Origin of the sequence: Candidatus Symbiopectobacterium endolongispinus (genome assembly GCF_018777385.1) — a bacterium.
In the GTDB taxonomy this organism is placed as follows: Bacteria; Pseudomonadota; Gammaproteobacteria; order Enterobacterales; family Enterobacteriaceae; genus Symbiopectobacterium; species Symbiopectobacterium endolongispinus.
This window is the reverse complement of record NZ_JAFJYB010000003.1, coordinates 253,554-279,104: the sequence shown is the minus strand read 5'-3', so window position 1 is coordinate 279,104 and position 25,551 is coordinate 253,554. Positions and strand designations below refer to the sequence as shown.

16 protein-coding genes, 5 tRNA genes and 6 pseudogenes are annotated in these 25,551 nt (G+C 52.2%); 22 read left to right on the top strand and 5 right to left on the bottom strand.

The features are described 5' to 3' along the window. Nucleotides 1–211: 211 nt before the first annotated feature. Nucleotides 212–1,707, bottom strand: a pseudogene (gene nagE, locus JZM30_RS12910) (N-acetylglucosamine-specific PTS transporter subunit IIBC). Nucleotides 1,708–2,008: 301 nt separating this feature from the next. Here nagE and nagB point away from each other — a divergent pair. From nagB to JZM30_RS12865, 9 genes and pseudogenes are all read left to right on the top strand, one after another. Beyond that, nucleotides 2,009–2,808: pseudogene (gene nagB, locus JZM30_RS12905) on the top strand (glucosamine-6-phosphate deaminase). A gap of 21 nt (nucleotides 2,809–2,829) precedes the next feature. Continuing rightward, nucleotides 2,830–3,979 (top strand): annotated as a pseudogene (nagA, locus tag JZM30_RS12900) (N-acetylglucosamine-6-phosphate deacetylase). A gap of 78 nt (nucleotides 3,980–4,057) precedes the next feature. After that, nucleotides 4,058–5,281: pseudogene (gene nagC / locus JZM30_RS12895) on the top strand (DNA-binding transcriptional regulator NagC). Nucleotides 5,282–5,561: 280 nt separating this feature from the next. Beyond that, nucleotides 5,562–7,223 (top strand): asparagine synthase B, encoded by a 1,662-nt coding sequence (gene asnB, locus JZM30_RS12890; protein ID WP_252319168.1) that lies wholly within the window; start codon nucleotides 5,562–5,564, stop codon nucleotides 7,221–7,223. Nucleotides 7,224–7,467: 244 nt separating this feature from the next. Beyond that, nucleotides 7,468–7,544: transfer RNA gene (locus tag JZM30_RS12885), tRNA-Met, on the top strand. Between the two features lie 9 nt (nucleotides 7,545–7,553). Further along, nucleotides 7,554–7,638: transfer RNA gene (locus JZM30_RS12880), tRNA-Leu, on the top strand. Nucleotides 7,639–7,678: 40 nt separating this feature from the next. Further along, nucleotides 7,679–7,753, top strand: a tRNA-Gln gene (locus tag JZM30_RS12875). Nucleotides 7,754–7,822: 69 nt separating this feature from the next. Next, nucleotides 7,823–7,899, top strand: a tRNA-Met gene (locus JZM30_RS12870). A gap of 6 nt (nucleotides 7,900–7,905) precedes the next feature. Next, nucleotides 7,906–7,980: transfer RNA gene (locus JZM30_RS12865), tRNA-Gln, on the top strand. Nucleotides 7,981–8,096: 116 nt separating this feature from the next. Here JZM30_RS12865 and JZM30_RS12860 read toward each other — a convergent pair. The 3 genes from JZM30_RS12860 to ubiF form a co-directional block, all read right to left on the bottom strand. Further along, nucleotides 8,097–8,354, bottom strand: a complete 258-nt coding sequence (locus JZM30_RS12860; protein WP_252319167.1) for a hypothetical protein — start codon at nucleotides 8,352–8,354, stop codon at nucleotides 8,097–8,099. 288 nt (nucleotides 8,355–8,642) lie between these two features. Further along, entirely contained in the window at nucleotides 8,643–8,972 is a 330-nt protein-coding gene (locus tag JZM30_RS12855) for an SMR family transporter (RefSeq protein WP_252319162.1), read from the bottom strand. Nucleotides 8,973–9,048: 76 nt separating this feature from the next. Beyond that, entirely contained in the window at nucleotides 9,049–10,230 is a 1,182-nt protein-coding gene (gene ubiF / locus JZM30_RS12850; RefSeq protein ID WP_252319152.1) for a 3-demethoxyubiquinol 3-hydroxylase, read from the bottom strand. A 209-nt stretch (nucleotides 10,231–10,439) separates the two neighbouring features. Here ubiF and JZM30_RS12845 point away from each other — a divergent pair. The 9 genes and pseudogenes from JZM30_RS12845 to JZM30_RS12805 all read left to right on the top strand — a co-directional run bounded on the left by JZM30_RS12845 (nucleotide 10,440) and on the right by JZM30_RS12805 (nucleotide 19,512). Next, nucleotides 10,440–11,219, top strand: a pseudogene (locus JZM30_RS12845) (TRAM domain-containing protein). 351 nt (nucleotides 11,220–11,570) lie between these two features. Next, nucleotides 11,571–12,653, top strand: coding sequence for a PhoH family protein (locus JZM30_RS12840; RefSeq protein ID WP_252319150.1), 1,083 nt, complete (start codon nucleotides 11,571–11,573; stop codon nucleotides 12,651–12,653). Continuing rightward, nucleotides 12,650–13,117, top strand: coding sequence for an rRNA maturation RNase YbeY (gene ybeY, locus JZM30_RS12835; RefSeq protein WP_252319146.1), 468 nt, complete (start codon nucleotides 12,650–12,652; stop codon nucleotides 13,115–13,117). Before JZM30_RS12840 ends, ybeY begins: the two co-directional genes overlap by 4 nt. A 285-nt stretch (nucleotides 13,118–13,402) precedes the next feature. Continuing rightward, nucleotides 13,403–14,281 carry a CNNM family magnesium/cobalt transport protein CorC gene (corC, locus tag JZM30_RS12830; RefSeq protein WP_252319138.1) on the top strand — a complete coding sequence of 293 codons (879 nt, stop codon included), beginning with the start codon at nucleotides 13,403–13,405 and terminating at the stop codon, nucleotides 14,279–14,281. Between the two features lie 7 nt (nucleotides 14,282–14,288). Next, nucleotides 14,289–15,818, top strand: a complete 1,530-nt coding sequence (lnt, locus tag JZM30_RS12825; protein ID WP_252319136.1) for an apolipoprotein N-acyltransferase — start codon at nucleotides 14,289–14,291, stop codon at nucleotides 15,816–15,818. 438 nt (nucleotides 15,819–16,256) lie between these two features. Next, a complete protein-coding gene (locus tag JZM30_RS12820) occupies nucleotides 16,257–17,156 on the top strand; it encodes a glutamate/aspartate ABC transporter substrate-binding protein (RefSeq protein WP_252319134.1) in 900 nt (299 codons plus the stop codon). A gap of 215 nt (nucleotides 17,157–17,371) precedes the next feature. Beyond that, the gene (locus JZM30_RS12815) at nucleotides 17,372–18,112 is read left to right on the top strand and encodes an amino acid ABC transporter permease (RefSeq protein WP_252319132.1); all 741 of its coding nucleotides are present in this window, start codon (nucleotides 17,372–17,374) and stop codon (nucleotides 18,110–18,112) included. Continuing rightward, nucleotides 18,112–18,789, top strand: coding sequence for a glutamate/aspartate ABC transporter permease GltK (gene gltK, locus JZM30_RS12810; protein WP_252319130.1), 678 nt, complete (start codon nucleotides 18,112–18,114; stop codon nucleotides 18,787–18,789). Before JZM30_RS12815 ends, gltK begins: the two co-directional genes overlap by 1 nt. Continuing rightward, nucleotides 18,786–19,512: pseudogene (locus JZM30_RS12805) on the top strand (amino acid ABC transporter ATP-binding protein). Before gltK ends, JZM30_RS12805 begins: the two are co-directional and overlap by 4 nt. Before the next feature lie 82 nt (nucleotides 19,513–19,594). Here JZM30_RS12805 and JZM30_RS12800 read toward each other — a convergent pair. Beyond that, nucleotides 19,595–20,080: a zinc ribbon-containing protein gene (locus JZM30_RS12800; protein ID WP_252319127.1), complete on the bottom strand. Its 486-nt coding sequence runs from the start codon at nucleotides 20,078–20,080 to the stop codon at nucleotides 19,595–19,597. Between the two features lie 468 nt (nucleotides 20,081–20,548). Here JZM30_RS12800 and leuS point away from each other — a divergent pair, with 468 nt between their 5' ends. Genes leuS through nadD form a run of 4 tightly spaced genes read left to right on the top strand, consistent with a single transcriptional unit; the run spans nucleotide 20,549 to nucleotide 25,386 of the window. Further along, the gene (leuS, locus tag JZM30_RS12795; RefSeq protein ID WP_252319126.1) at nucleotides 20,549–23,131 is read left to right on the top strand and encodes a leucine--tRNA ligase; all 2,583 of its coding nucleotides are present in this window, start codon (nucleotides 20,549–20,551) and stop codon (nucleotides 23,129–23,131) included. A gap of 14 nt (nucleotides 23,132–23,145) precedes the next feature. Further along, on the top strand, nucleotides 23,146–23,703 hold the full coding sequence (lptE, locus tag JZM30_RS12790; RefSeq protein WP_252319125.1) for an LPS assembly lipoprotein LptE: 558 nt from the start codon (nucleotides 23,146–23,148) through the stop codon (nucleotides 23,701–23,703). After that, on the top strand, nucleotides 23,700–24,737 hold the full coding sequence (gene holA / locus JZM30_RS12785) for a DNA polymerase III subunit delta (protein WP_252319124.1): 1,038 nt from the start codon (nucleotides 23,700–23,702) through the stop codon (nucleotides 24,735–24,737). The genes lptE and holA overlap by 4 nt, the downstream gene beginning before the upstream one ends. Continuing rightward, complete coding sequence (gene nadD / locus JZM30_RS12780) at nucleotides 24,730–25,386, top strand: nicotinate-nucleotide adenylyltransferase (protein WP_252319123.1); 657 nt, start codon at nucleotides 24,730–24,732, stop codon at nucleotides 25,384–25,386. Before holA ends, nadD begins: the two co-directional genes overlap by 8 nt. The last annotated feature ends 165 nt before the right edge of the window (nucleotides 25,387–25,551 follow it).

The window sequence follows — 25,551 nt, the reverse complement described above, 5'->3', positions numbered from 1 at the left end:
AAAACGACACATAACCCGTAATAATCCAACAAGCTACGGCAGGACACAACTGTTACTTGCACTAAATCTTATGAAATACACAGAAAGAAGCAAAACTGCTGACGATTACGCATGAGGTAACCGAAAGCAGGCGTACTTTAGTACCAACGGCGAAAAAATACGGCGTGAGGAATGCCCCACGCCGTACTATTTAACGCTGACAATACAATGATTATTGCCCATTTTGGATTTGCTTTAAGGCCGTCGCGATCGCTTCTGCCTGCGTCCCCACGACAATTTGCACATTCTGTTTATTCAAGCGGATAACTCCCGCCGCTCCCAAGCATTTTGCCTGAGCCTCATCCACTTGCGCAGAATCCACCACATTCAGCCGCAGACGTGTGATACACGCATCGATCCCGACCAGATTGGCTTTACCGCCCAGCGCCGCCAAATATCCCTGAGCCAGAGACGTCGTATCATTCACCTTCTTTTCTACAACGCTTTGATTTAACGTAAAACCATCCGCCTCACTGCCGTCGACCGACTGCTCGCGCCCCGGCGTCAGCAAGTTGAAACGGTTGGTAGTAAAACGGAACGTTGCATAGTAAATAACAAAGAACACCAGCCCTTGCGGAATCAGCATATACCACTAGGTTGCCAGAGGGTTACGCGACGAGAGAGCCATATCGACCAACCCGGCGCTAAAACCGAAGCCCGCAATCCAATGCATACTTGCGGCAATGAACACCGAGATCCCGGTCAACACGGCATGCAGCACATACAGCACGGGCGCTACGAACATAAACGAAAACTCAAGCTGCTCGGTGATCCCGGTAAAGAAAGCGGCAAACGCGGCGGCCATCATAATCCCAGCCACTTTGCTTTTGTTTTCCGGGCGCGAGCAGTGATAAATCGCTAATGCCGCCCCCGGTAAAACAAACATCATGATGGGGAAGAACCCCGCCTGATAACGCCCTGTGATACCAACAACCGCTTTACCCGCATCAATGGACTGCTGCCCGCCGAGGAAGTTTGGAATATCGTTAATGCCTGCTACATCAAACCAAAATACCGAGTTCAACGCGTGGTGCAACCCAACAGGAATAAGCAGGAGGTTGAAGAATGCGTACACGCCCGCCCCCATCGAACCCAACTGCTGGATATGTTCGCCCAGCGTGACCAATGCACTAAAAATCACTGGCCAGACATACATCAAAATGAAGGCAACAACGATCATCAGGAACGAGGTCAAGATCGGTACCAGCCGACGCCCGCTAAAAAACGAGAATGCTTCGGGCAATTTGACATGGCTGTAACGGTTGTAGAGTTCAGCTGAATAATACCAACCAGAATACCAATAAACTGGTTTTGGATTTTGCTGAATGCCGCAGGCACTTCCGCCAACGGGATATGCTGGATCATCGAAACGGCTGGGGGAGAGCACAACGTGGTCAGTACCAGAAAACCGACGAACCCGGTTAACGCTGCCGCCCCATCTTTATCCTTGGACGTTCCATAAGCAATGCCTACCGCAAACAGCACCCCCATGTTTTCAATGATTGCGGCACCTGATTTGATCAGTAACTCTGCCAGCGCACTCTCACTCCCCCAACCATTGGGATCGATCCAGTACCCTATCCCCATGAGAATCGCTGCGGCTGGCAACGTCGCCACTGGCACCATCAGCGCTCGTCCTACCCTTTGCAAATAGCTAAGAACACTCACATTATCTTCTCTCTCCCGCCAGGGGATACCAAACTGCCCGTTAAACCCATTCACAGCAGCCATCCCATACCAGGCGGCTTGTGCTTGTGAAGTGTAAAAAATAATTCGCCACGCAAATTAAACTCTGACATTTTGTGATATAATGCGCAAAACACCTGCATATTAAATCATTATACCTATCAATCCCCTCATCTTATTTCAAGATAAAAAACAGGCTAGACTAACTAATAACCTATCTTTATCATCCAGGCAGTAGCAAATCGGTTCACTGGTTTTGGAACGCTTATCCGGAGATTTATGTATGAGACTTATTCCCGTAACCACATCAGAGCAGGTAGGCAAATGGGCAGCACGACATATTGTGCAGCGCATCAATGCCTTTAATCCCAGCGCTGAGCGCCCTTTTGTGTTAGGCCTGCCAACAGGCAGCTCACCGTTAGAAGCTTATAAAGCGCTTATCGTGATGCACAACGCGGGGCTGGTCAATTTTAAGCACGTGGTGACATTTAATATGGATGAATATGTCGGTCTGCCGGCCGCACATCCGCAAAGTTATCACACGTTCATGTATGGGAATTTCTTCAATCACGTTGATATTCCGCAGGAAAATATTAACCTGTTGAACAGTAACTCTCCAGATGTGGTGGCCGAATGCCAACGTTATGAAGATAAAATGGCCTCCTATGGCAAGATTCACCTGTTTATGGGGGAGTAGGTAATGACGGACATATTGCGTTTAATGAACCCGCCTCATCCTTAGCCTCCCGTACGCGGATCAAGACGTTGACCGAAGAGACCCGCACCGCTAATTCCCGTTTCTTCGAGGGTGATGTGTCTCAGGTTCCCAAATATGCGCTTACCGTCGGCGTCGGCACCCTGTTAGATGCTGAAGAAGTGATGATTTTGGTGTCTGGCCGTAACAAGGCACAAGCGTTACAGGCTGCCGTAGGGGGCAATGTAAATCACATGTGTACCATCAGTTGTCTGCAACTGCATGCCAAGGCAATCATTGTTTGCGATGAGCCCTCTACCATGGAGTTGAAAGTAAAAACCGTGAAATACTTCCACGAGTTGGAAGCTGAAAGCATTATCGGTCTTTAATCTGTAAGCCGGGAGTTCAAGATGTATGCGTTAACCCATTGTCGTATCTATACTGGGCACCAAATACTGGATGACCATGCTATCGTTATCAACGATGACACAATCGAAAGCGTGTGTCCCGAATCCGATCTTCCCGCCCCCCTGCCACGCCACGATCTGAATGGTGCCTCGGTTGCCCCCCGGCTTTATCGATTTACAGCTTAACGGCTGCGGTGGCGTCCAGTTCAATGACAGCCTTGATGCCATTTCCATTGCCACGCTAGAAACCATGCAGCAGGCCAATCACCTCTCTGGCTGCACCAGTTTTCTCCCTACGCTTATCACCTCCAGTGATGCCTTTATCAAGCACGCGGTTGAAACCATGCGCGCTTATCTCGCATTACACGCCAATCAGGCACTCGGCCTGCATATTGAAGGACCGTGGCTGAATGTGGTGAAAAAAGGTACGCACGATGCCAGACTGATCCGTGCGCCAGAGCAACAGTTGGTTGACTATCTTTGCGCCAATGCGGACGTGATTGGTCAAATCACGCTGGCACCGGAAAAGGTGCCACCCGCCATGATTCGACAGCTTAGCCAGGCAGGGATTGTGGTTTCGGCCGGGCATTCAAATGCCACCTGGCAGGAAGCAAAACGCTGGTTTGCTGCCGGTATTCACTTTGCCACACACCTGTTTAATGCCATGCCGTATATTAGCGGACGCGAGCCGGGTTTGGTGGGCGCTATTTATGACGCCCCAGAGATCTACTGCGGCATCATTGCCGACGGCATGCACGTTGATTGGGCCAATATCCGCAACAGCAAACGGATCAAAGACGAGAAACTCGTTCTGGTCACTGACGCCACGGCCACGGCAGGTGCTGATATCGATAGGTTCACTTTTGCCGGTAAAACCATATACTACCGTGATGGGTTGTGCGTGGATGATAATGGCGCGCTGAGCGGTTCGGCACTGACAATGATCGATGCCGTCAAAAACAGCGTGAAACATGTCGGTATTGTGCTAGATGAAGCGCTGCGCATGGCAACCCTTTACCCAGCGCGCGCCATGCATCTGGACGATCGGTTAGGCAGTATCGAAAGTGGAAAAATCGCCAACCTGACAGTATTTGATGATGGGTACCACGTCCTTCATACCTTCGTGAATGGCAATAGCGTCTATACGCGATAACACGTGTGGCAAACGCTTAGGCTATCTGAGGTAGGGGGATATAAAACGAGGCCGAAAAAGATAAGCGAGCGTTCAAGAATGACGACAGGCGGACAAACACAAATAGGGAATGTTGATCTGGTTAAGCAGTTAAATAGTGCCGTTGTCTATCGTCTGATTGATCAACAAGGCCCCATTTCCCGCATTCAGATAGCCGAATTCAGTCAGTTAGCCCCTGCCAGCGTCACGAAAATCACGCGTCAGTTGTTGGAACGCGGGCTGATAAAAGAAGTTGATCAACAGGCCTCTACCGGCGGACGGCGTGCCATTTCCATCATTTGTGAAACACAGCCTTTTCACGCTATCGCAGTGCGTCTGGGCCGTCATGGTGCCACGATTGCGCTCTACGATCTTCAGGGTAAATCGCTTAGCGATGCCCACTACCCGTTGACAGAAAGTACACAGGATACGCTGGAAGCCTCGCTGTTTGACGCGATCAGCGACTTTATCGCCATCAATCAACGCCGTATTCGGGAACTGATCGCTATCTCGGTCGTGCTCCCCGGCTTGGTCGATCCCTCGGCGGGAATTGTGCATTACATGCCGCATATTAGCGTCGATAACTGGCCGCTAGTGTAGTTGCTACAACAGCGCTTCAAGGTCACGTGCTTTGTCGGCCATGATATCCAGAGCCTGGCGCTGGCTGAACACTATTTTGGTGCAACTCACGACTACCCAGACTCTATTCTGGTCCGCGTTCACCGTGGCACCGGTGCGGGCATTTTGGTCAACGGGCAAATATTCCTCGGTAGCAACGGCAACGTGGGCGAAATCGGGCATATTCAAATCGACCCACTTGGCGAACGCTGCCACTGCGGCAACTTTGGCTGTCTGGAAACGGTGGTGTCCAACGGTGCGATAGAGCAACGTGTCGCTCACCTTCTGTCGCAAGGGTACAGCAGCAAACTGACACGCGAAGAGTGCACCATCACCGCCATCTGCAAAACCGCTAACCGGGGTGATACGCTGGCACAAGATGTGCTCGAGCATGCGGGTAAATATTTAGGCAAAGCGCTTGCCATCGCCATCAACCTGTTCAATCCGCAAAAGGTAGTGATTGCGGGCGAGATCACCGATGCCGAGAAAATTCTGCTGCCTGCTATTCAACGCTGCGTTAACACCCAGGTACTGAAAGAATTTCGTCAGCACCTGCCGATTGAAGTCTCCACATTTAACCACCTCTCTCCCATTGGGGCTTTCGCGCTGGTAAAACGTGCCATGCTTAACGGTGTGCTGTTGCAGCATTTACTGGAACCCTCTTGATAGTGGACGTTTGCGGGATTATGAAATCTGCAAAAATTCGCCCTCAATAGCGACACTGATTATCATTTTTTCATAAACGAGCCTTTCGCATTGAATAAAACACATGCCAAAGGCTTTTTTTATTAAATGATATTGAATTCAAGTGGCATTTTGATGCTAAATCATTGTCATTGGTACAGCAGAAGGCAACGCGAACCGTTGTGGCATTGTCCCACTCAAGGTTGCTGACGCCCTAACCGTGTTATTTCACTTCAGACAGGTGAGCAAGAGGGGGTTCTTTATGTGTTCTATTTTTGGTGTGTTGGATATCAAAACCGATCCGGTTGAATTGCGTAAAAAAGCGCTGGAGTTGTCTCGAATGATGCGCCACCGCGGCCCGGACTGGTCTGGTATTTATGCCAATGAAAAAGCGATTTTGGCCCACAAACGTCTCTCCATCGTTGACGTCAACACCGGTGCCCAACCGCTCTACAACCAGGCACACACCCATATTCTGGCTGTCAACGGTGAAATCTATAACCATCAAGCATTGCGCCAGCAGTACGGCGACCATTATGCATTCCAGACAGGTTCTGACTGCGAAGTCATTCTGGCACTGTACCAGGAAAAAGGGCCGGAATTCTTAGATGACCTGCGCGGCATGTTCGCTTTTGCCCTGTATGACAGTGAAAAAGACGCTTACCTGATTGGTCGTGACCATTTGGGCATTATCCCCCTGTATATGGGTTACGACGAACACGGCAACCTGTACGTGGCCTCGGAAATGAAAGCGCTGGTGCCGGTATGCCGCACCATCAAGGAATTCCCGGCAGGCAGCTACCTGTGGAGCAAAGACGGCGAAATTCGCGAATACTACCGTCGTGACTGGTTCGACTACGATGTCGTCAAAGACAACGTAACTGACAAAGAAGCGCTGCGTGAAGCGTTGGAAGAATCGGTGAAAATCCACCTGATGTCCGATGTGCCTTACGGCGTACTGCTTTCTGGCGGTCTGGACTCTTCCGTCATTTCCGCGATCACTAAGAAATTTGCCGCACGCCGCGTGGAAGACGACGAGCGCAGCGAAGCCTGGTGGCCGCAACTGCACTCTTTCGCCGTTGGCCTGGAAGGTGCGCCGGATCTGAAAGCCGCGCAAGAAGTGGCCGAGCATTTGGGCACCGTGCACCACGAAATTCACTTCACCGTGCAAGAAGGGCTGGATGCCATTCGCGATGTGATTTATCACATCGAAACCTATGACGTAACCACCATTCGTGCGTCTACCCCGATGTATCTGATGTCACGTAAAATCAAAGCGATGGGCATCAAAATGGTGCTGTCCGGTGAAGGCTCTGATGAAGTGTTCGGTGGTTACCTGTACTTCCACAAAGCGCCTAACGCCAAAGAACTGCACAAAGAAACGGTACGTAAACTGCTCGCACTGCATCAATACGATTGCGCGCGTGCCAACAAGGCCATGTCTGCCTGTGGCGTGGAAGCGCGTGTGCCGTTCCTGGATAAAAAATTCCTGGATGTGGCAATGCGCATCAACCCTCAGGACAAAATGTGCGGCAAAGGGAAAATGGAGAAACACATTCTGCGTGAATGTTTTGAATCCTACCTGCCACACAGCGTCGCTTGGCGTCAGAAAGAGCAGTTCTCTGATGGCGTGGGGTATAGCTGGATCGACACGTTGAAAGAGGTGGCGGCAAAACAGGTTTCTGACCAGCAACTGGAAACCGCCCACTTCCGTTTCCCGTACAACACGCCAACGTCCAAAGAAGGCTACCTGTACCGTGAAATCTTCGAAGAGCTGTTCCCGGTACCAAGTGCCGCAGAATGCGTGCCTGGAGGCCCTTCTGTTGCCTGTTCTTCGGCAAAAGCGATCGAATGGGATGAATCCTTCAAAAAGATGGACGATCCATCAGGTCGTGCGGTTGGCGTTCACCAATCAGCGTACTGAGCGTAGTCGTTATAGAACATTGCCTTATGGTGATTGACTCGAATAAAAACGGGCCCTTTATGGGCCCGTTTTTTTCATTTTGTCGCAGGAAAACCTGTTTTATTGTCGCTTTTCTCATCATACTGTTCACAACCCAAACAAACGAACCGTCACAGGCGTTTTTAGGGAAAAAATGTGTTGACGCAATTCGGCCAACTACGCATAATGCGCCCCGCAACGCCGATGAAGGTGACGCGGAAAAGATGGCTACGTAGCTCAGCTGATTAGAGCACAGCACTCATAATGCTGGGGTCACAGGTTCGATTCCCGTCGTAGCCACCATCTTTTCTTGCGGGAGTGGCGAAATTGGTAGACGCACCAGATTTAGGTTCTGGCGCCGCAAGGTGTGCGAGTTCAAGTCTCGCCTCCCGCACCATTCCTTCACGGTTGTTAAGCAACAAGGCATGTTAGGGTATTGGGGTATCGCCAAGCGGTAAGGCACCGGTTTTTGATACCGGCATTCCCTGGTTCGAATCCAGGTACCCCAGCCATGTAATTGATGCTATGTGATTGAAGTTAAAAGTTTTTGTTGAAAAACAAAAAACCAAGATGTACTATTTGGCTACGTAGCTCAGCTGGTTAGAGCACAGCACTCATAATGCTGGGGTCACAGGTTCGATTCCCGTCGTAGCCACCACATTTTTGGGGTATCGCCAAGCGGTAAGGCAGTGGATTCTGATTCCACCATTCCGAGGTTCGAATCCTCGTACCCCAGCCAAAAAAACGCTGGTAACACAGCGAGAAACAGGGCGACAGTCGAAAGACGTCGCCCTGTTTGCTTTTATCCGTTATTCAATAAACGATTAAAGGCCACCGGGCGGTAACCTGATGGCCTTAGTTACGTTTCCAGCATGATGTCAGGAAAATGCGGATCAGCGCCAAAAACGCTAATAGCGCCTTTAGCACGATGATAGCAGATTCTACAATCGCTTTTATCCGTTTGCTCCGGTTGGGAGCGCGATTCCCCAGATTGTTACCTTTACGCTGCCTGCACGAAGGATTATCGCCTTTGTTAGTAACAACTGTCGCGCTCAGGCCAAGGCACCGAACCAGCACCACCTGTAACCCGGACAGGTCTTTACCTCTCAACATGACGTGCGCCACATAACCCTAGCCCGGAGGCGCAACCGCATACTAACGACTAAAGAGCGGTCCTGAGTAACACAATTAACGCACAATATACAGGCAACAGCAAAGTTGGGTTCTTTTGCTTGCCAAGGTTGGTGGCCTCAGCACAGCGCGACAATCATTACTAACAGATTGAGTCTACTTTCTCCATCGGACAATGAAAACACTCTCTGATAGACGATCATAGTGGGAGCGTTAAACCACAAATCAACAAACGAAGAGCACTTCGGTTCTCCTACCAAAGATACCGTTTCAATGCGCCACCGACTTGGAAAACAGGTTAATCACAATCACGCCCAGGATAATCAGCAACATCCCCAGTATCACAGGCAAATCGAGCTTCTGTCCGTAAAATAGCCAACTCACCGTGGCAATCAGCACAATCCCAACCCCAGACCAGATGGCATAAATGATGCCAGTCGGTAACGTGCGCATTGTAAGAGAAAGGCAATAGAACGACACGCCATAAAAGATCACAGTAATAATGCTGGGCATTAAACGACTAAAGCCATCCGAAAGTTTGAGCGCCGAGGTGGCGATCACTTCCGCCACAATGGCGAGAGAAAGAAACAGATACGTCATAAACAACCGCTACCTTAAAAAATTGCGCCCGAGCGCCTTAGAAATCGACAACCGTCACCACACTAACACCAACAGGTTACACACCGATGGCATATTTCAGCGCCAGCGTTTTAAGATGTCCTGCACGCTCAGCAGCCAGCAATGCCATGTTTCGGGCAAAGGTCAATGGTGGTAAACGATTACTGAACGCGTTATAAAATAGGTCCATGCCATTTTGCATTAACAAATTATCAGCCTTACGCCGACGCTGATAACGCAGCAAAACGGCTTCACTGTACCAGCACTCCCCTGCATCCCGCGCGCCAGTCACAACATCAATCAACGCGTCCGCGTCACGATAGCCGAGATTCACGCCCTGCCCGGCGAGTGGATTAATGGTATGGGCGGCATCCCCCACCAAGGCGACCCCTTCAGCCACATAACGTTGTGCATGACGACGCACCAGTGGGAATGCCCCGGCGGCAACCGACTTCACGGGCCCCAAACGTGTGGGGAAAGTTTCTGCAATTGCGTTATCCAACTGTGGCAACGACAGTGATTGAAGCTGACGAATACGGCGCGGGCTGTCATACCACGCCAACGCGCCCCATGATCCAAACAGCGGTAAAAATGCACGCGGTCCCTGAGGCGTAAACTGCTGCCAAGTACAATCCTGCTGAGGTTGCTGGGTATCCACGGCAATCAACAGACACGATTGCCGGTACTGCCATCCATTGATGCCGATACCCGCCCACTGGCGCACACGCGAGTTCGCGCCATCCGCACCAAGCACCAAAGGCGCACTCAATGTCTCACCGCTATCCAGCGCGATCTGCCAGCACGCAGGCGTGCGAACCATGCTGCGTATCTGCGCGCGGCAACGAATATCACACCGCTGCTGCTCAGCCAGGCATTGCCACAATACCAGTTGCAATACCCGGTTTTCCACCATAAATCCCAATTCGGGCAGGTGCAGGTCGTCGGCGCTAAAGGCAACCCGTGCATCATCCCATTCCCAGGTTTCCAACCGGCGATAAGGCGCACAGCGCATCTGCTCAACGCCCGACCATGCACCCAACGACTTTAGCAGTGAAACAGACGCATATCCCAGCGCTGAAACCCGAATATCCGGCGCACTGTCGTCCATAAAGGCGGCGGGAGCGGCCTGCTCCAACACCGCGACCTGAAAACCGTTGCGCGCGAGCCCGAGCGCGACTGCGGCACCGACCATCCCGCCACCGACCACGATGGCATCATACCGTTGATTTATTCCGTTCATCGTGCCTAAACCGACTCAAACTGTGTGACTGATAGGCACAGTGTACTGGATTTTCGACAACCGCGTTAACTCAGCGAAAAAACGCTCAACAAATTTCGCGCTCTGGTCACAACCGCAGCAAAAGATTACAATGCGTGCCCCGTCCGTATTTCCGGGCATCTATGATTCAGTAATACGCTTTTTCACCCGCACTGAGTAATGACAAGTCGATGACAAAGAAACTGCACATTAAAACCTGTGGCTGTCAGATGAATGAATACGATTCATCCAAGATGGCTGACCTGCTGGAAAGTACACACGGTTATGAGCTGACCGAGGTGGCTGAAGAGGCTGACGTTCTGCTGCTGAATACCTGTTCTATCCGTGAAAAGGCACAGGAAAAAGTTTTCCATCAACTTGGCCGCTGGAGAGCGCTGGAATACAAAGCTATCATTCGTAAACTGCGCAGCGCACGGCCGGATATTCATATCAGTTCCGACTTTATCATCGGCTTCCCCGGTGAAACCCAGGAAGATTTCGAACAAACCATGAAACTGATTGGTGACGTCAATTTTGATATGAGCTTTAGCTTTATCTGCTCTGCGCGTCCGGGGACCCCCGCCGCAGACATGGTTGATGATGTCAGCGAAGAAGAGAAAAAGCAGCGCCTGTATATTCTGCAAGAACGTATCAGCCAGCAAGCGATGCAGTTCAGCCGCCGTATGTTAGGCAGCATCCAACGCATTCTGGTGGAAGGTACATCGCGCAAAAGCGTGATGTAACTGTCAGGTCGCACAGAAAATAACCGTGTGGTTAACTTCGAAGGCACCCCGGATATGATTGGTAAGTTCGTTGATGTTGAAATTGTCGACATTCGTCCTAATTCACTGCGCGGTGTGGTTGTCAAAACCGAAGACCAGATGGGTCTGCGCATCAACGAATCTCCAGCCTCCGTGATTGCACGAACCCGCAAAGAGAACGATATCGGCGTTGGTCTCTACCAGCCTTGATGTATAAGCCGCACGGGCGATGCACTCGCCCGTGCACTTGGCCGCCGTGCACCATCATATAGCCTAAATAATTCGAGTTGCAGGACAAAACGTTTACGTTTTGAACAGCGCTTGCGCTGGCCCGCAGGGTGAATCTCAGGGATGAGATTCATTTACCCCAATGAGCTTACCCAGGTAAGTGATTCGGGTGAGTGAACGCAGCCAACGCTTCTGCAACTTGAAGTATGACGGGTATGAACATATTGCCACTTGCACCTTTCCCTATTACCGATAAATAATTCAATCATCATCTCGTCCCTTATTGTTCTCATCACTCATGATGACGAGCGTTGATATACCAAGAGGAATAATTTGAACGTTACGATAAAAGAGATTGCCACCGAACCTGCTGATAATAAACGCCTGCTTAATCTGCGCGGCCCCTTTGATAGTAATATCAAACAGTTGGAGCGCCGTCTCGGAATCGAAATCAACCGTCGAGACAATAAATTCAAACTGGTCGGAAAAGGCCTGTGTATTGAAGCGGCGGCAAATATTCTGCAACGTCTTTATGTTTATACCGCGCCCGTGCGTGGTGTGGAAGGGGATATTGACCCCGAGCAGGTTCATCTGGCAATCAAAGAATCGGGCGTGCTGGAGCAAAGCGCCGAGAGCGTGCCGGATTTTGGCAAGGCGATCAACATCCGCACCAAACGCGGCATCATTAAGCCGCGCACCCCCAATCAGGCGCAGTATATCGCCAACCTCCTCGATCATGATATTACCTCCGGCGTGGGCCCTGCGGGAACGGGGAAAACCTATCTGGTAGTCGCTGTGGCGGTGGATGCGCTCGAGCGTCAGGATATCCGCCGCATTTTGTTAACGCGCCCGGCCGTTGAAGCGGGAGAAAAACTCGGCTTTCTGCCCGGCGATTTGAGCCAAAAGGTCGATCCTTATCTGCGCCCACTCTACGATGCGTTATTCGAAATGCTGGGGTTTGGGCGCGTGGAAAAACTCATTGAGCGCAACGTGATTGAAGTAGCGCCATTGGCCTATATGCGCGGTCGCACGCTGAATGACGCCTTTATTATCCTCGATGAGAGCCAGAACACCACGATCGAACAGATGAAGATGTTCCTGACCAGTATTGGCTTCAACTCCAAAGCCGTCATCACCGGCGACATCACCCAGATTGACCTGCCACGCAATATCAAATCGGGGCTGCGCCACGCGATTGACGTGTTGGCCGATGTGGAAGAGATCAGTTTTAACTTCTTTCACAGTGAAGATGTGATGCGCCACCCTGTGGTCGCACGCATCGTCAACGCTTATGAAGCCTGGGAAGAAGCCGACCAGAAACGTCGTGCCGCGCAGGCCGAAGAGCGCAAACGAGAAGCACAAGCAGCCAGTGCACCCGCTGTATCAGAGGCGGGTGATAAGCAGGAGTCACAATGAGTCAGGTTATTCTCGATTTACAAATCGCCAGCAACAATACAGCAGGGCTGCCGAGCGAACAGGATTTTCAGCGTTGGCTGGAGGCGGTACTGCCGCAGTTTCAGCCAGAAGCGGAAGTGACCATTCGTATCGTTGATGAAGCGGAAAGCCACGAACTGAATCACACCTATCGCGGCAAAGACAAACCTACCAACGTACTTTCCTTTCCGTTTGAAGCGCCGCCGGAAGTCGAGCTGCCGTTATTGGGCGATCTGATTATTTGCCGCCAGGTGGTGGAGCAGGAAGCCATTGAACAGCAAATAACCGCAGACGCCCACTGGGCACATATGGTGATACACGGTTGTCTGCATCTGCTGGGTTATGATCACATCGAGGATGACGAAGCAGAAGAGATGGAAGCGTTGGAAACCGAGATTATGCAACAAATGGGCTATGCTGACCCTTATCTGTCCGAGAAAGAGTAAGTCCACGTGGCGGCAACTTGAAGTATGACGGGTATATTCTGTTATTATGAAAAATACAGTAGATTACCGTAAACCCTGATATTGCTTTTGATGGCGCATTTTTCGTTATGATGCCATCTTCGTCATCATAGCTTAACGGCGTTATGGTTAAACATAACGCCACGCGCGGTAATCACCGTGCACCTTTATGTCAACCCGCCCGCGCGCCTGATGGTCTTACAGCGCATGCCTATTTTGCGTGGTTGATGATGATTGACTAACCAGAGAGACAGTAAATAGAACGCCATGAGCGACGACCATTCTCAAAACAGCGATAGTCCCAGTCCCAAGAAAGGATTCTTCTCACTGATCCTTAACCAGCTTTTTCATGGTGAACCCAAGGATCGCAGTGACCTCCTCGCCTTTATCCGTGATTCCGAACAAAACGATCTGATCGATCCAGACACCCGCGACATGCTCGAAGGGGTAATGGATATCGGGGAACAGCGCGTGCGGGATATCATGATACCCCGTTCGCGGATGATCACACTGAAGCACAACCAAACGCTGGAAGAGTGTCTGGATGTGATTATCGAATCAGCGCACTCGCGTTTTCCGGTGATCAGTGAAGACAAGGACCACATTGAAGGCATCCTGATGGCCAAGGATCTGCTGCCGTTTATGCGCAGCGATGCCGAGCCGTTCAGCATGGAGCAGGTGCTTCGTCCTGCAGTCGTGGTGCCGGAAAGCAAACGCGTGGACCGCATGCTGCACGAGTTCCGTTCGCTGCGTTATCACATGGCTATCGTCATCGATGAGTTTGGCGGTGTATCTGGGCTGGTCACCATTGAAGATATTCTCGAGCTGATCGTTGGCGAAATTGAAGATGAGTACGACGACGAAGAAGATCGCGATATCCGTCAACTGAACCGATACACCTATACCGTGCGCGCGCTAACACTGATTGAAGATTTCAACGAGGTGTTTGGCACCCAGTTCAGCGATGAAGAAGTGGACACCATCGGCGGACTAGTGATGCAAGCCTTCGGCCATCTGCCTGCGCGTGGTGAAACCATCGACATCAACGGTTACCTGTTCAAAGTTGCCATGACGGACAGCCGACGTATTATTCAGACTCATGTCAGAATCCCTGACGAAGCGCCTCAACCAACACTGGCACCTTAATTCGACAATGTCTGTCATGTCTGTTTTACGACGCCAGCGGGTGCACATCCTGCTTGCGCTGTTCTGCGGTGCCTGGGGCACCTTGGCGTTTTCACCGTTTGATTTCTGGCCTGCCGCGCTGGTTTCGCTGTGTGGATTGCAAGCCCTGACGCTGAACAGAACCTGGCGGCAATCCGCCGCCATTGGTTTTAGCTGGGGCTTTGGCCTGTTTGGCAGCGGAGTGAACTGGGTGTACGTCAGTATCGCCGAGTTCGGCGGCATGCCGGAAGCCATTAACGTGTTTCTGGTGGTACTGCTCGCGCTCTATCTGTCGCTTTACTCCGCGCTCTTCTCGGGACTGTTAACGCGCATTTGGCCACGAACGACGCTGGTGCGTCTGATCGTGGTCGCGCCGGTCCTGTGGCAGTTCACTGAGTGGTTGCGCGGTTGGGTACTCACCGGCTTTCCCTGGCTGCAATTTGGCTATAGCCAGATTGACGGGCCGCTGCAAGGCCTGGCACCGCTGCTTGGCGTTGATGGTATCAACCTCTTGTTGGTCATCATTGCCGGCCTGCTGTTGTTCGGTACCACACGACGCAAAACCATCCCGCTTTACTGCGCCATTGCGCTACTGCTTCTGCCTTGGCCGTTGAAGTTTATCCATTGGTTCACGCCTCAACCAGATCGCGCGGTCAACGTCGCGCTGGTGCAAGGCAATATTGCCCAGGCACAAAAATGGGATCCCAATGCGCTGCAACAGATTCTGAACATCTACCGGGATGCTACGCTGCCTTATCTGGATAAAGCGCCGATCGTTATCTGGCCAGAATCGGCCATCCCTGATGTAGAAACGCGTCAGCAAGCGTATTTGCAGCATATCGATGAGCTACTGCGCGCGCACAACAGCAGCCTGGTCACGGGGGTTGTGGATGCACGCCGCCGCACAAACGAGCAGGTTGACTTCTACAACAGCATTATCGTGCTGGGTGGCAGCGAACCGTACCGTTACCCCAGCACCAACCGCTACAACAAGAATCATCTGGTGCCGTTTGGTGAATTCGTTCCGCTGGAAACGCTGCTCCGTCCGTTAGCGCCATTCTTCGATCTGCCGATGTCTTCGTTCAGCCGTGGCCCTTACCAACAGCCTCAGCTCTTGGTTAATGGTATACGGATGACGGCCACGGTCTGCTATGAAATTATTCTCGGGCAGCAAGTTCGCGATAACTTCCGGCCTGATACCGATATGCTGCTGACCATCTCCAACGATGCCTGGTTTGGTCGTTCTATCGGCCCATGGCAACATTTCCAGATGGCCAGCATGCGTGCTCTTGAGTTAGGGCGTCCGCTGCTACGTGCGACCAACAATGGCGTGACCGCCGTTATCGGCCCACAGGGTGAAATCAGTGCCGAACTGCCGCAGTTTGCGCGCAAGGTGCTGCTCACCAAGGTGACGCCAACCACCGGCATCACCCCTTATGCACGCTTTGGTGCCTGGCCAATGTGGATCATTCTCGCCGTGCTGGCCGGTGTAGCCTGCGTCGCGCGTCTGCGTCGTTAACACAATAACCGGCAGGCGCGGCCTGCCGGTTTCCCGTCAATATCGACCATACCTTCGTGTAATACCCGCCATCTCCTATTTGCATAATTGGCACATCATTTGCTTATTATTCATTAAATAACAGAGTGTAACGGGATGATTCCGTTGTTTGTTCTCTGAAAACCGTCGAAAAAGCACCCTGATGGGGCAATCAGCGCACCAAAATAGTGCTAAACGATTTTAGTGCAGTGATTTAGTGCGGTTGAGTTCTCAAAAGACAAACAAATTTATTTCATTTTGTTCACAATCGGCTATTTTTTAAAGATAAAGGCAAGTACTCGCTCTTTTATGGTGCATAGCCCGCCGCACCCGAGAGAGCGCTCTATCAGCATGATTGAATTCGCAACCACCTTAGCGTCATAGCGACTGCCGTCATCACAACAGCAAAGGAGTTACAACATGCAAATGCGTAAACTGGCACTGTCACTGCTTCTGATTGGTACAGCCGCAAGCAGCCTGGCTCATGCAGAAGAATTAACGGGGGCGCTGAAAAAGATTAAAGACAATGGCGTCATCGTTGTTGGCCACCGTGAGTCTTCCGTGCCATTTTCCTACTATGACAACCAACAGAAAGTGGTTGGTTACTCTCAGGATTACTCGAACAAAATTGTCGATGCGGTCAAAGCGAAAATTGGCGTTGCCAATCTTCAGGTCAAACTGATCCCAATCACGTCCCAGAACCGTATCCCGTTGCTGCAAAATGGCACCTTTGATTTTGAATGTGGTTCCACCACCAACAACCTGGAACGTCAGCAACAGGCCGCCTTCTCTAATACCATCTTTATCGTTGGTACACGTCTGCTGACCAAAAAAGACTCGGGCATTAAAGACTTCCCGGACCTGGCGGGTAAAACCGTGGTCGTTACCTCAGACACCACCTCTGAAAAACTGCTTAACCAGTTGAACGAAGAGAAAAAACTTAATATGTGCATCATCAGTGCCAAAGACCATGGCGATGCATTCCGCACCATGGAAACAGGCCGTGCCGTTGCCTTTATGATGGATGATGCGTTGCTGGCCGGTGAACGAGCCAAAGCCAAACAGCAGAGCGACTGGGTGATCGTCGGCACCCCACAATCCGAAGAAGCCTATGGCTGTATGCTGCGTAAAGACGATCCGCAGTTCAAGAAACTGGTTGATGAGACTATCGCGACGTTGCAAACCTCCGGTGAAGCGGAAAAATCCTTTGATCGCTGGTTCAAACAGCCTATTCCGCTTAAAGATCTCAACATGAACTTCGATTTGTCAGCAGAGATGAAGGCGCTGTTCAAAGCGCCTAACGATAAAGCATTAAACTAACAACAAGTGAAAACAAGGGCAGACAGCTTGCCCTCGATTGTTGACTCGTGGCTGGACAGACAGGCGTCAGACGGTCGTTCCCCGACTGGCGTCCCGGCCCACGCAGTGGATGTCGCAGGTGTTGATTATCCGCACTGCCCTTTCCCACCAATGGGTTATCGCCACTCATCAATCTTCAGGGTAGCTCTGCTACCCTTTTTTTACCGGAGTTTGCTATGTCTATAGATTGGAACTGGGGTATTTTTTTACAAGCCGCCCCGTTCGGTAATACCACTTATCTTGGGTGGATTTGGTCTGGGTTGCAGGTCACTGTGGCGCTGTCAGTCTGCGCCTGGATCATTGCATTCGTTGTCGGCTCGATTTTCGGCATTTTGCGCACCGTACCCAACCGTTTTCTGTCAGGTCTCGGTACCTGCTATGTGGAAATGTTCCGTAACGTTCCGCTTATCGTTCAATTTTTCGCCTGGTACCTGGTGGTTCCCGAATTACTGCCGCAAAGCATCGGCATGTGGTTTAAAGCGGAACTGGATCCCAACATTCAGTTCTTCGTTTCCTCCATGGTCTGTTTGGGCCTGTTTACCGCCGCTCGCGTCTGCGAGCAGGTGCGCGCAGGTATCCAATCTCTGCCGCGCGGCCAGAAAGCCGCAGCGCTCGCGATGGGGCTAACGTTGCCGCAAACCTACCGCTACGTTCTGCTGCCCAACGCCTATCGCATTATCGTACCGCCCCTGACGTCTGAAATGCTCAACCTGGTGAAGAACTCGGCCATCACCTCAACCATCGGGCTGGTGGACATGGCCGCACAGGCAAACAAACTACTGGATTACTCTGCGCACGCCTATGAGTCCTTTACCGCCATCACGCTGGCGTATGTCGCAATTAACGCCATTATTATGCTGATCATGCAAGTGGTTGAGAAAAAGACTCGTTTGCCCGGCAATATGGGGAGTAAATAATGTACGAATTTGACTGGAGCTCCATTGCGCCAAGCATGCCCTATCTGCTGCAAGGGCTAGTCGTCACGCTAAAAATCACGGTGACAGCTGTGGTGTTTGGCATCCTGTGGGGAACCGTATTGGCGGTAATGAGGCTGTCGTCTTTCGCCCCGATCCGCTGGTTTGCCAAAGGCTACGTTAACATCTTCCGCTCCATCCCATTGGTGATGGTGCTGTTGTGGTTATATTTTGTGGTTCCTAGCTCATTACAAAATGTGCTTGGGCTATCACCAAAAACGGATATTCGTCTGATCTCCGCTATGGTAGCCTTTTCGCTGTTTGAAGCCGCCTATTACTCTGAAATTATCCGTGCTGGCATACTCAGCATTTCACGCGGACGGTCTTCCGCAGCGTTGGCGCTCGGCATGACACAGTGGCAATCCATGAAGCTGGTGATCCTGCCGCAGGCGTTTCGCGCCATGATGCCGTTGCTCCTGACGCAAGGGATCGTCCTGTTCCAGGACACCTCCCTGGTGTATGTACTGAGCCTGGCGGACTTCTTCCGCACCGCGTCAACCATTGGCGAACGCGACGGAACCCAGGTGGAAATGGTACTGTTTGCCGGATTGGTTTATTTCGTTATCAGCATTAGCGCATCGATGCTGGTCAGTTACCTGAAAAGAAGGACTGTTCTATGATTACTCTAAAAAACGTTTCCAAATGGTATGGTCACTTCCAGGTGCTCTCCGATTGTTCGACAGAAGTGAAGAAAGGTGAAGTGGTGGTCGTTTGTGGGCCGTCAGGCTCCGGGAAATCCACGTTGATCAAAACGGTTAATGGCCTTGAACCCGAGCAGCAAGGTCAGATTGACGTTAACGGCATCTCGGTTAACGACAAGAAAACCAATCTGGCGCAATTGCGTTCCAAAGTGGGCATGGTGTTCCAACATTTTGAACTGTTTCCCCACCTCTCCATCATTGAGAACCTGACGCTGGCGCAGGTGAAAGTGCTCAAGCGTGATAAAGAGGCCGCGCGTGAAAAGGCCACCAAGTTGCTCAATCGCGTGGGTTTGTCCGCGCACGCTAACAAATTTCCCGGCCAGCTCTCCGGTGGTCAGCAACAGCGTGTCGCCATTGCGCGCGCACTCTGCATGGACCCGGTTGCCATGCTGTTTGACGAACCGACTTCCGCGCTAGATCCGGAAATGATCAACGAAGTGTTGGATGTTATGGTTGAACTGGCGCAAGAAGGCATGACGATGATGGTCGTTACCCACGAAATGGGCTTTGCGCGCAAAAGTGGCACACCGCGTCATCTTCATGGATGAAGGCAAGATTGTGGAAGACACGCCTAAAGACGAGTTCTTCAACAATCCCAAATCCGAGCGCGCTAAAGACTTTTTGGCGAAGATCCTGCACTAAGCCATTATCCAGTATCGCAGCGCCTGACGTTGCGACGCGCGTTCCCGCGCAAGCGGGAACGCCTCTCCCTTAAGCTACCTCGTCAGGGCTGAAAAGGCTGACGCTGAAACTGATCGTGCTCGCACTTCGGACAACGAGGCAGCACTTCCGGCGTATAGAATGCCAAATGGTTATGGCAGTTTTCACACACCAAATTACCCAGCCCGACGACTTCGCCACTGTGGTAAACGCCGTGATGGCTGACATCTTTAAACAGCGCCTGCCATTCCAACTGAGTTTTATCCGTGATATCCACCAGCTCTTGCCACAGGCTCTCCTTGATGACACGCAGAAACACGCTATCGGATAAATCCTCGTCCTGGCTATCCGTGTAACGCTGAACAAATTCGGCCAAATCGCGCTCTACGGACTGAATAATATCTTCGCGTTCGCGGTGGGTGAGATCTTCGCTGTCGTGCAAGCTCTCCCAGGCGTGTTGGGGCATCTGAGTCAGATCGCGTTCACCGGCGCTTAAACGCGTCATGATGGAAGACATCAGCGCACGATAATGCCGGGCTTTCTTGTTCATGGTGCCTCCTGAATACGCGGATTGGTTAACATTGGCGGGGCAATGACGGTACCTGTTTAGCTATCCCTCTCTATTTTAGACGGTTTTAAGCACTATTCTTGCTCATCACCTCTCTTTGCCCCACTTTTTGCCAACTTTGCGGCTTGCATCCATATACCCTAAATAATTCGAGTTGCAGGAAGGCGGCAAGGGAGAAACAAATTTGCACAGCGCTTGCGCTGGCCCGAAGGGTGAACCTCAGAGATGAGGTTCATCAATCCCGATGAGCTTACTCAGGTAAGTGATTCTGGTGGACGAGTGTAGCCAACGCACCTGCAACGTGAAGTATGACGGGTATAAATCAGCGCTTATGGTGTAGAGGCGGTTGTTGCCAGCGTTGCTTATCAGCTATGCTATGCGGGTCATTATGATGAATCGGAACACGCTACGGGTGTAGCGCTTCTTTACTAAATAGGACCCCTGGCAGCCATGCAAGAGCAATACCGCCCAGAAGAGATAGAAACTCGCGTCCAGCTTAACTGGCAAGAAAACAAAACGTTTAAAGTGACCGAAGAGCCCGGCAAGGAAAAGTACTACTGCCTTTCCATGCTCCCCTACCCTTCTGGCCGCCTACACATGGGGCACGTACGTAATTACACCATCAGTGACGTTATTTCCCGCTACCAACGTATGTTGGGAAAAAACGTCCTGCAACCGATCGGGTGGGACGCTTTCGGTCTGCCAGCGGAAGGGGCTGCGGTAAAAAACAACACCGCACCGGCCCCCTGGACCTATGCCAACATCGATTACATGAAAAACCAGTTGAAGCGGCTGGGCTTTGGCTATGACTGGGATCGTGAAGTCGCCACCTGTAAACCCGATTATTATCGCTGGGAACAGTGGTTCTTCACCAAGCTGTACGAAAAAGGTCTGGTCTACAAGAAAACCTCTGCGGTGAACTGGTGCCCGAACGATCAGACTGTGCTGGCCAACGAACAGGTTATCGATGGCTGCTGCTGGCGCTGTGACAGCAAAATGGAGCGTAAAGAGATCCCGCAGTGGTTTATCAAAATCACCGATTACGCCGATCAACTGCTCAACGATCTGGACACGCTGGAAAGCTGGCCGGAGCAGGTCAAAACCATGCAGCGAAACTGGATTGGCCGTTCGGAAGGGGTGGAAATCACCTTTGACGTGGCAGACAGCGCTGACAAGCTGACCGTCTACACCACGCGTCCGGATACCTTTATCGGTGCCACCTATGTCGCCGTTGCTGCCGCGCATCCGCTGGCGCTGCGCGCCGCCGCCACTAACCCGGCGTTGACCGCGTTTATCGATGAATGCCGTAACACCAAAGTTGCCGAAGCAGATATGGCGACCATGGAGAAAAAGGGCATGGCGACAGGCCTATTCGTGGAGCATCCACTGACCGGCGAAAAACTGCCAGTATGGGCAGCCAACTTCGTGCTGATGGATTACGGCACTGGCGCGGTGATGGCCGTTCCGTGCCACGACCAGCGCGACTGGGAATTTGCCACTAAATATCAGTTGACGATCAAACCCGTTATCCTGAACCTGGACGACAGCGAACCCGATATATCTGCACAAGCCATGACCGAGAAAGGCGCACTGTTCAACTCAGGCGAATTCAGCGGTCTGGATCACGAGGCGGGCTTTAACGCCATTGCTGACAAGCTGGTCGCACTCGGCGTCGGCGCACGCAAAGTCAACTATCGCCTGCGCGATTGGGGCGTATCCCGTCAGCGTTACTGGGGGGCGCCAATCCCGATGGTGACGTTGGAAGATGGCACCGTTATCCCGGCCCCGGAAGATCAACTGCCAGTGATTCTGCCGGAAGACGTGGTGATGGATGGCATTACCAGCCCTATCAAAGCCGATCCCAACTGGGCAAAAACCACCGTCAACGGTCAGCCTGCGCTGCTTGAAACCGATACCTTCGATACCTTTATGGAATCCTCCTGGTACTACGCGCGCTACACTTGCCCGCAATACGATCAGGGTATGCTCGATCTGGCGGCGGCCAACTACTGGCTGCCGGTCGATCAATACGTGGGCGGTATCGAACACGCCATCATGCACCTGATGTATTTCCGCTTCTTCCACAAGTTGATGCGTGATGCAGGTCTTGTCACCTCAGATGAACCCGCCAAGCGCCTGTTGTGTCAGGGGATGGTGTTGGCTGATGCCTTCTACTACACCGGCAACAGTGGCGAACGTATCTGGGTATCACCGTCTGACGTCACCGTGGAACGCGATGACAAAGGACGCATCCTGAAAGCCTTCGATGCAGAAGGCCGCGAACTGGTGTACGCCGGAATGAGCAAGATGTCGAAATCGAAGAACAACGGTATCGACCCGCAGGTGATGGTAGAGAAATACGGTGCCGACACCGTGCGTCTGTTTATGATGTTCGCCTCTCCGGCAGAAATGACGCTGGAATGGCAGGAATCAGGGGTTGAAGGGGCTAACCGCTTCCTCAAGCGTGTGTGGAAACAGGTTTACGACCACACGGAAAAAGGCGCTACCGGTGCGCTGGATGTTTCCGCGCTGACCGGAGATCAGAAAGCAATGCGTCGCGACCTGCACAAAACCATCGCTAAAGTCACCGATGATATTGGTCGTCGTCAGACGTTCAACACCGCTATCGCCGCCGTTATGGAACTGATGAACAAGCAGGCAAAAGCGCCGCAAGAAAGCGAGCAGGATCGCGCACTGACTCAGGAAGCGCTGCTGGCCGTGGTGCGTATGCTGTACCCGTTCACACCGCACGCCTGCTTCACGCTGTGGCAGGCGCTGGGTGGCAATGGCGATATCGACACGGCCCCATGGCCTGTTGCCGATGAAGATGCCATGGTGGAAGACTCCAAATTGGTCGTGGTGCAAGTGAACGGCAAGGTGCGCGGCAGAATTACGGTTGCTGCCGATGCCACGCAGGAGCAGGTTCAGGCGCGTGCCGCACAGGAACATCTGATGGCAAAATACCTGGAAGGCGTTACAGTACGTAAAGTCATTTACGTTCCGGGCAAACTGCTTAACCTGGTTGTAGGTTAAGCCAAGGAGGCACTGTGCGACATCTTTTATTCACGTTGTTGCTGGGGTTGGCGGTGCTGGTTACCGCCGGCTGCGGTTTTCATCTGCGTGGCACCACACAACTGCCCAGCGAATTGAAGGTATTAACGCTGACCAGTAACGATCCTTTTGGTCCGTTGACCCGGGCCATTCGCGATCAGCTACGTGCCAGTGATGTAAGAATCGAGGAAGACGCCGCGCGTCAGGATATCGCATCCCTGCGTATTCTCGGCTCCACGGAAGCCAGAGACACTGTCTCTATTTTCCAGGATGGGACCACCGCAGAGTACCAGCTGGTGCTGACCGTTCAGGCGCAGGTGCTGCTGCCGGGTGAAGATATTTATCCACTCTCGGTCACGGTGTTCCGCACCTTCTTTGATAACCCGCTCGCCGCGTTGGCAAAAGACGCCGAGCAGGACATCATACGTAAAGAGATGCGCCGTCAGGCTGCCGAGCAGTTAGTGCGTAAACTGGTGACCATCAACGGCAGTGATGAAGTGAAAAACCTCCAGCAACGTGCCACCGCCATCAGCGATAACAACGGGCGTTCATGATCCGTATCTATCCGGAACAGCTTGCCGCGCAGCTCAATGAGGGGCTGCGCGCTTGCTATCTGCTGTTTGGCAACGATCCACTGCTGTTGCAGGAAAGCCTGGATATGCTGCGCCATCGCGCGCGGGAGCAGGGTTTCACCGAACATTTCAGTTTCACACTCGATCAAAGCACCGATTGGGATGCTATTTTCAGCGTATGTCAGGCACTCAGCCTGTTCGCTTCACGGCAAAGCCTACTGCTGCAACTGCCGGAAAACGGCCCCAACGCCGCCATGGCAGAAAATCTAGTCAAACTGGCTGGACTGCTGCATCAGGACGTATTGCCTATTCTACGCGGCAGCAAACTCACCAAAGCGCAAGAAAACAGCGCCTGGTATAAAGCACTGTCGCAGCACGGCGTGATCATCAGCTGTTTAACACCGGAACAGACGCAATTACCGCGCTGGGTGGCACAACGCGCCAAGCAACGCAAACTGCAACTGGATGATGCCGCCACGCAACTGCTGTGTTACTGCTATGAAGGCAATCTTCTGGCGTTGATGCAGGCGCTGGAACGTTTGTCATTGCTCTATCCTGACGGCAAGCTCACGTTGCCACGCGTTGAGCAGGCGGTAAACGATGCTGCACACTTCACGCCCTTTCACTGGCTGGATGCCATGCTGGCAGGCAAAAGCAAACGCGCCTGGCACGTGTTGCAACAGTTACAAGCAGAAGACAGCGAACCTGTGATTCTGCTGCGCACGCTACAACGTGAGTTGACACTGTTGGTCACCTTGCAGCACAACATGGTGACAACACCGTTACATACCCTGTTTGATCAGCATAAAGTGTGGCAAAACCGACGCGCACTGCTCACTCAGGCACTCCAACGGCTCAATGGACATCAGTTGCAGCAAGCTATGCACCTGCTGACGCGATTGGAATTGACGCTAAAACAGGATTATGGCCAATCCATCTGGCCAGAAATGCAAACGCTGACGCTGTTATTGTGCGGCAAGGTGCTTGCGCCCGGTATGGTCAACGCCGATGAATAGCGTTACTCCCCCTGAACTGATCGCCTACTTCGGCGGCACCTTTGATCCCATTCATTATGGGCATTTACGTCCAGTCACTGCGCTCGCGGATGAAATAGGCGTAACGCGCATCACGCTGATGCCCAATAACGTACCGCCTCACCGTGAACAGCCTGAAGCCACCGCGCAACAGCGCAAGCGCATGGTGGAACTCGCCATCGCCGAGACGCCGTTATTCAGCGTGGATGACCGTGAATTGCAGCGTATCACGCCGTCTTACACCATTGATACCATGGAGATGATTCGCGCAGAAATGGGCGATAACATTCCGTTGGCCTTTATTATCGGCCAGGATTCGCTGCTCACATTACACGCCTGGCACCGCGGACAAGACCTGCTCAAGGTGTGTCATCTACTGGTCTGCGCACGCCCAGGTTACCGCACCACGTTGGACACGCCAGAACAGCAGGCGTGGCTGGAAGCGCACAGCGCTGAAAATGCCGCAGATCTTCACACGCAGCCGCACGGATTGATCTATTTGGCGCACACGCCGCTGGTCACCGTCTCTGCCACGGATATTCGCCAGCGCCGTCAGAAGGGTGAATCCTGCGACGATTTGGTTCCCCCTGCCGTGCTGCATTTTATGGATGCTCACGACTTATACCGTTAACCCGCTTCCCGCATACCACTCTCTCACCGGGCATGCTATACTCCGCCGCTGGTTTTTCAGTCCGGTAAAAAACGGTAAAGCGCGTTGTCTACGCCGCCAAATGGGTCGTTAATACCCTGAAACACCTGCGGTGCGTCACGCATGAACACGCAACCCTTTTTACCC

Bases quoted from the DNA above. Each gene is read 5' to 3' on its own strand.
- JZM30_RS12820 (WP_252319134.1), top strand. From the start codon at position 16,257: ATGCAAATGCGTAAACTGGCACTGTCACTGCTTCTGATTGGTACAGCC.
- leuS (WP_252319126.1), top strand. From the start codon at position 20,549: ATGCAAGAGCAATACCGCCCAGAAGAGATAGAAACTCGCGTCCAGCTT.
- nadD (WP_252319123.1), top strand. From the start codon at position 24,730: ATGAATAGCGTTACTCCCCCTGAACTGATCGCCTACTTCGGCGGCACC.
- JZM30_RS12855 (WP_252319162.1), bottom strand. From the start codon at position 8,972: ATGACGTATCTGTTTCTTTCTCTCGCCATTGTGGCGGAAGTGATCGCC.
- JZM30_RS12860 (WP_252319167.1), bottom strand. From the start codon at position 8,354: ATGTTGAGAGGTAAAGACCTGTCCGGGTTACAGGTGGTGCTGGTTCGG.
- ubiF (WP_252319152.1), bottom strand. From the start codon at position 10,230: ATGAACGGAATAAATCAACGGTATGATGCCATCGTGGTCGGTGGCGGG.
- lnt (WP_252319136.1), top strand. From the start codon at position 14,289: ATGTCTGTCATGTCTGTTTTACGACGCCAGCGGGTGCACATCCTGCTT.
- ybeY (WP_252319146.1), top strand. From the start codon at position 12,650: ATGAGTCAGGTTATTCTCGATTTACAAATCGCCAGCAACAATACAGCA.
- corC (WP_252319138.1), top strand. From the start codon at position 13,403: ATGAGCGACGACCATTCTCAAAACAGCGATAGTCCCAGTCCCAAGAAA.
- gltK (WP_252319130.1), top strand. From the start codon at position 18,112: ATGTACGAATTTGACTGGAGCTCCATTGCGCCAAGCATGCCCTATCTG.
- JZM30_RS12815 (WP_252319132.1), top strand. From the start codon at position 17,372: ATGTCTATAGATTGGAACTGGGGTATTTTTTTACAAGCCGCCCCGTTC.
- asnB (WP_252319168.1), top strand. From the start codon at position 5,562: ATGTGTTCTATTTTTGGTGTGTTGGATATCAAAACCGATCCGGTTGAA.
- JZM30_RS12800 (WP_252319127.1), bottom strand. From the start codon at position 20,080: ATGAACAAGAAAGCCCGGCATTATCGTGCGCTGATGTCTTCCATCATG.
- holA (WP_252319124.1), top strand. From the start codon at position 23,700: ATGATCCGTATCTATCCGGAACAGCTTGCCGCGCAGCTCAATGAGGGG.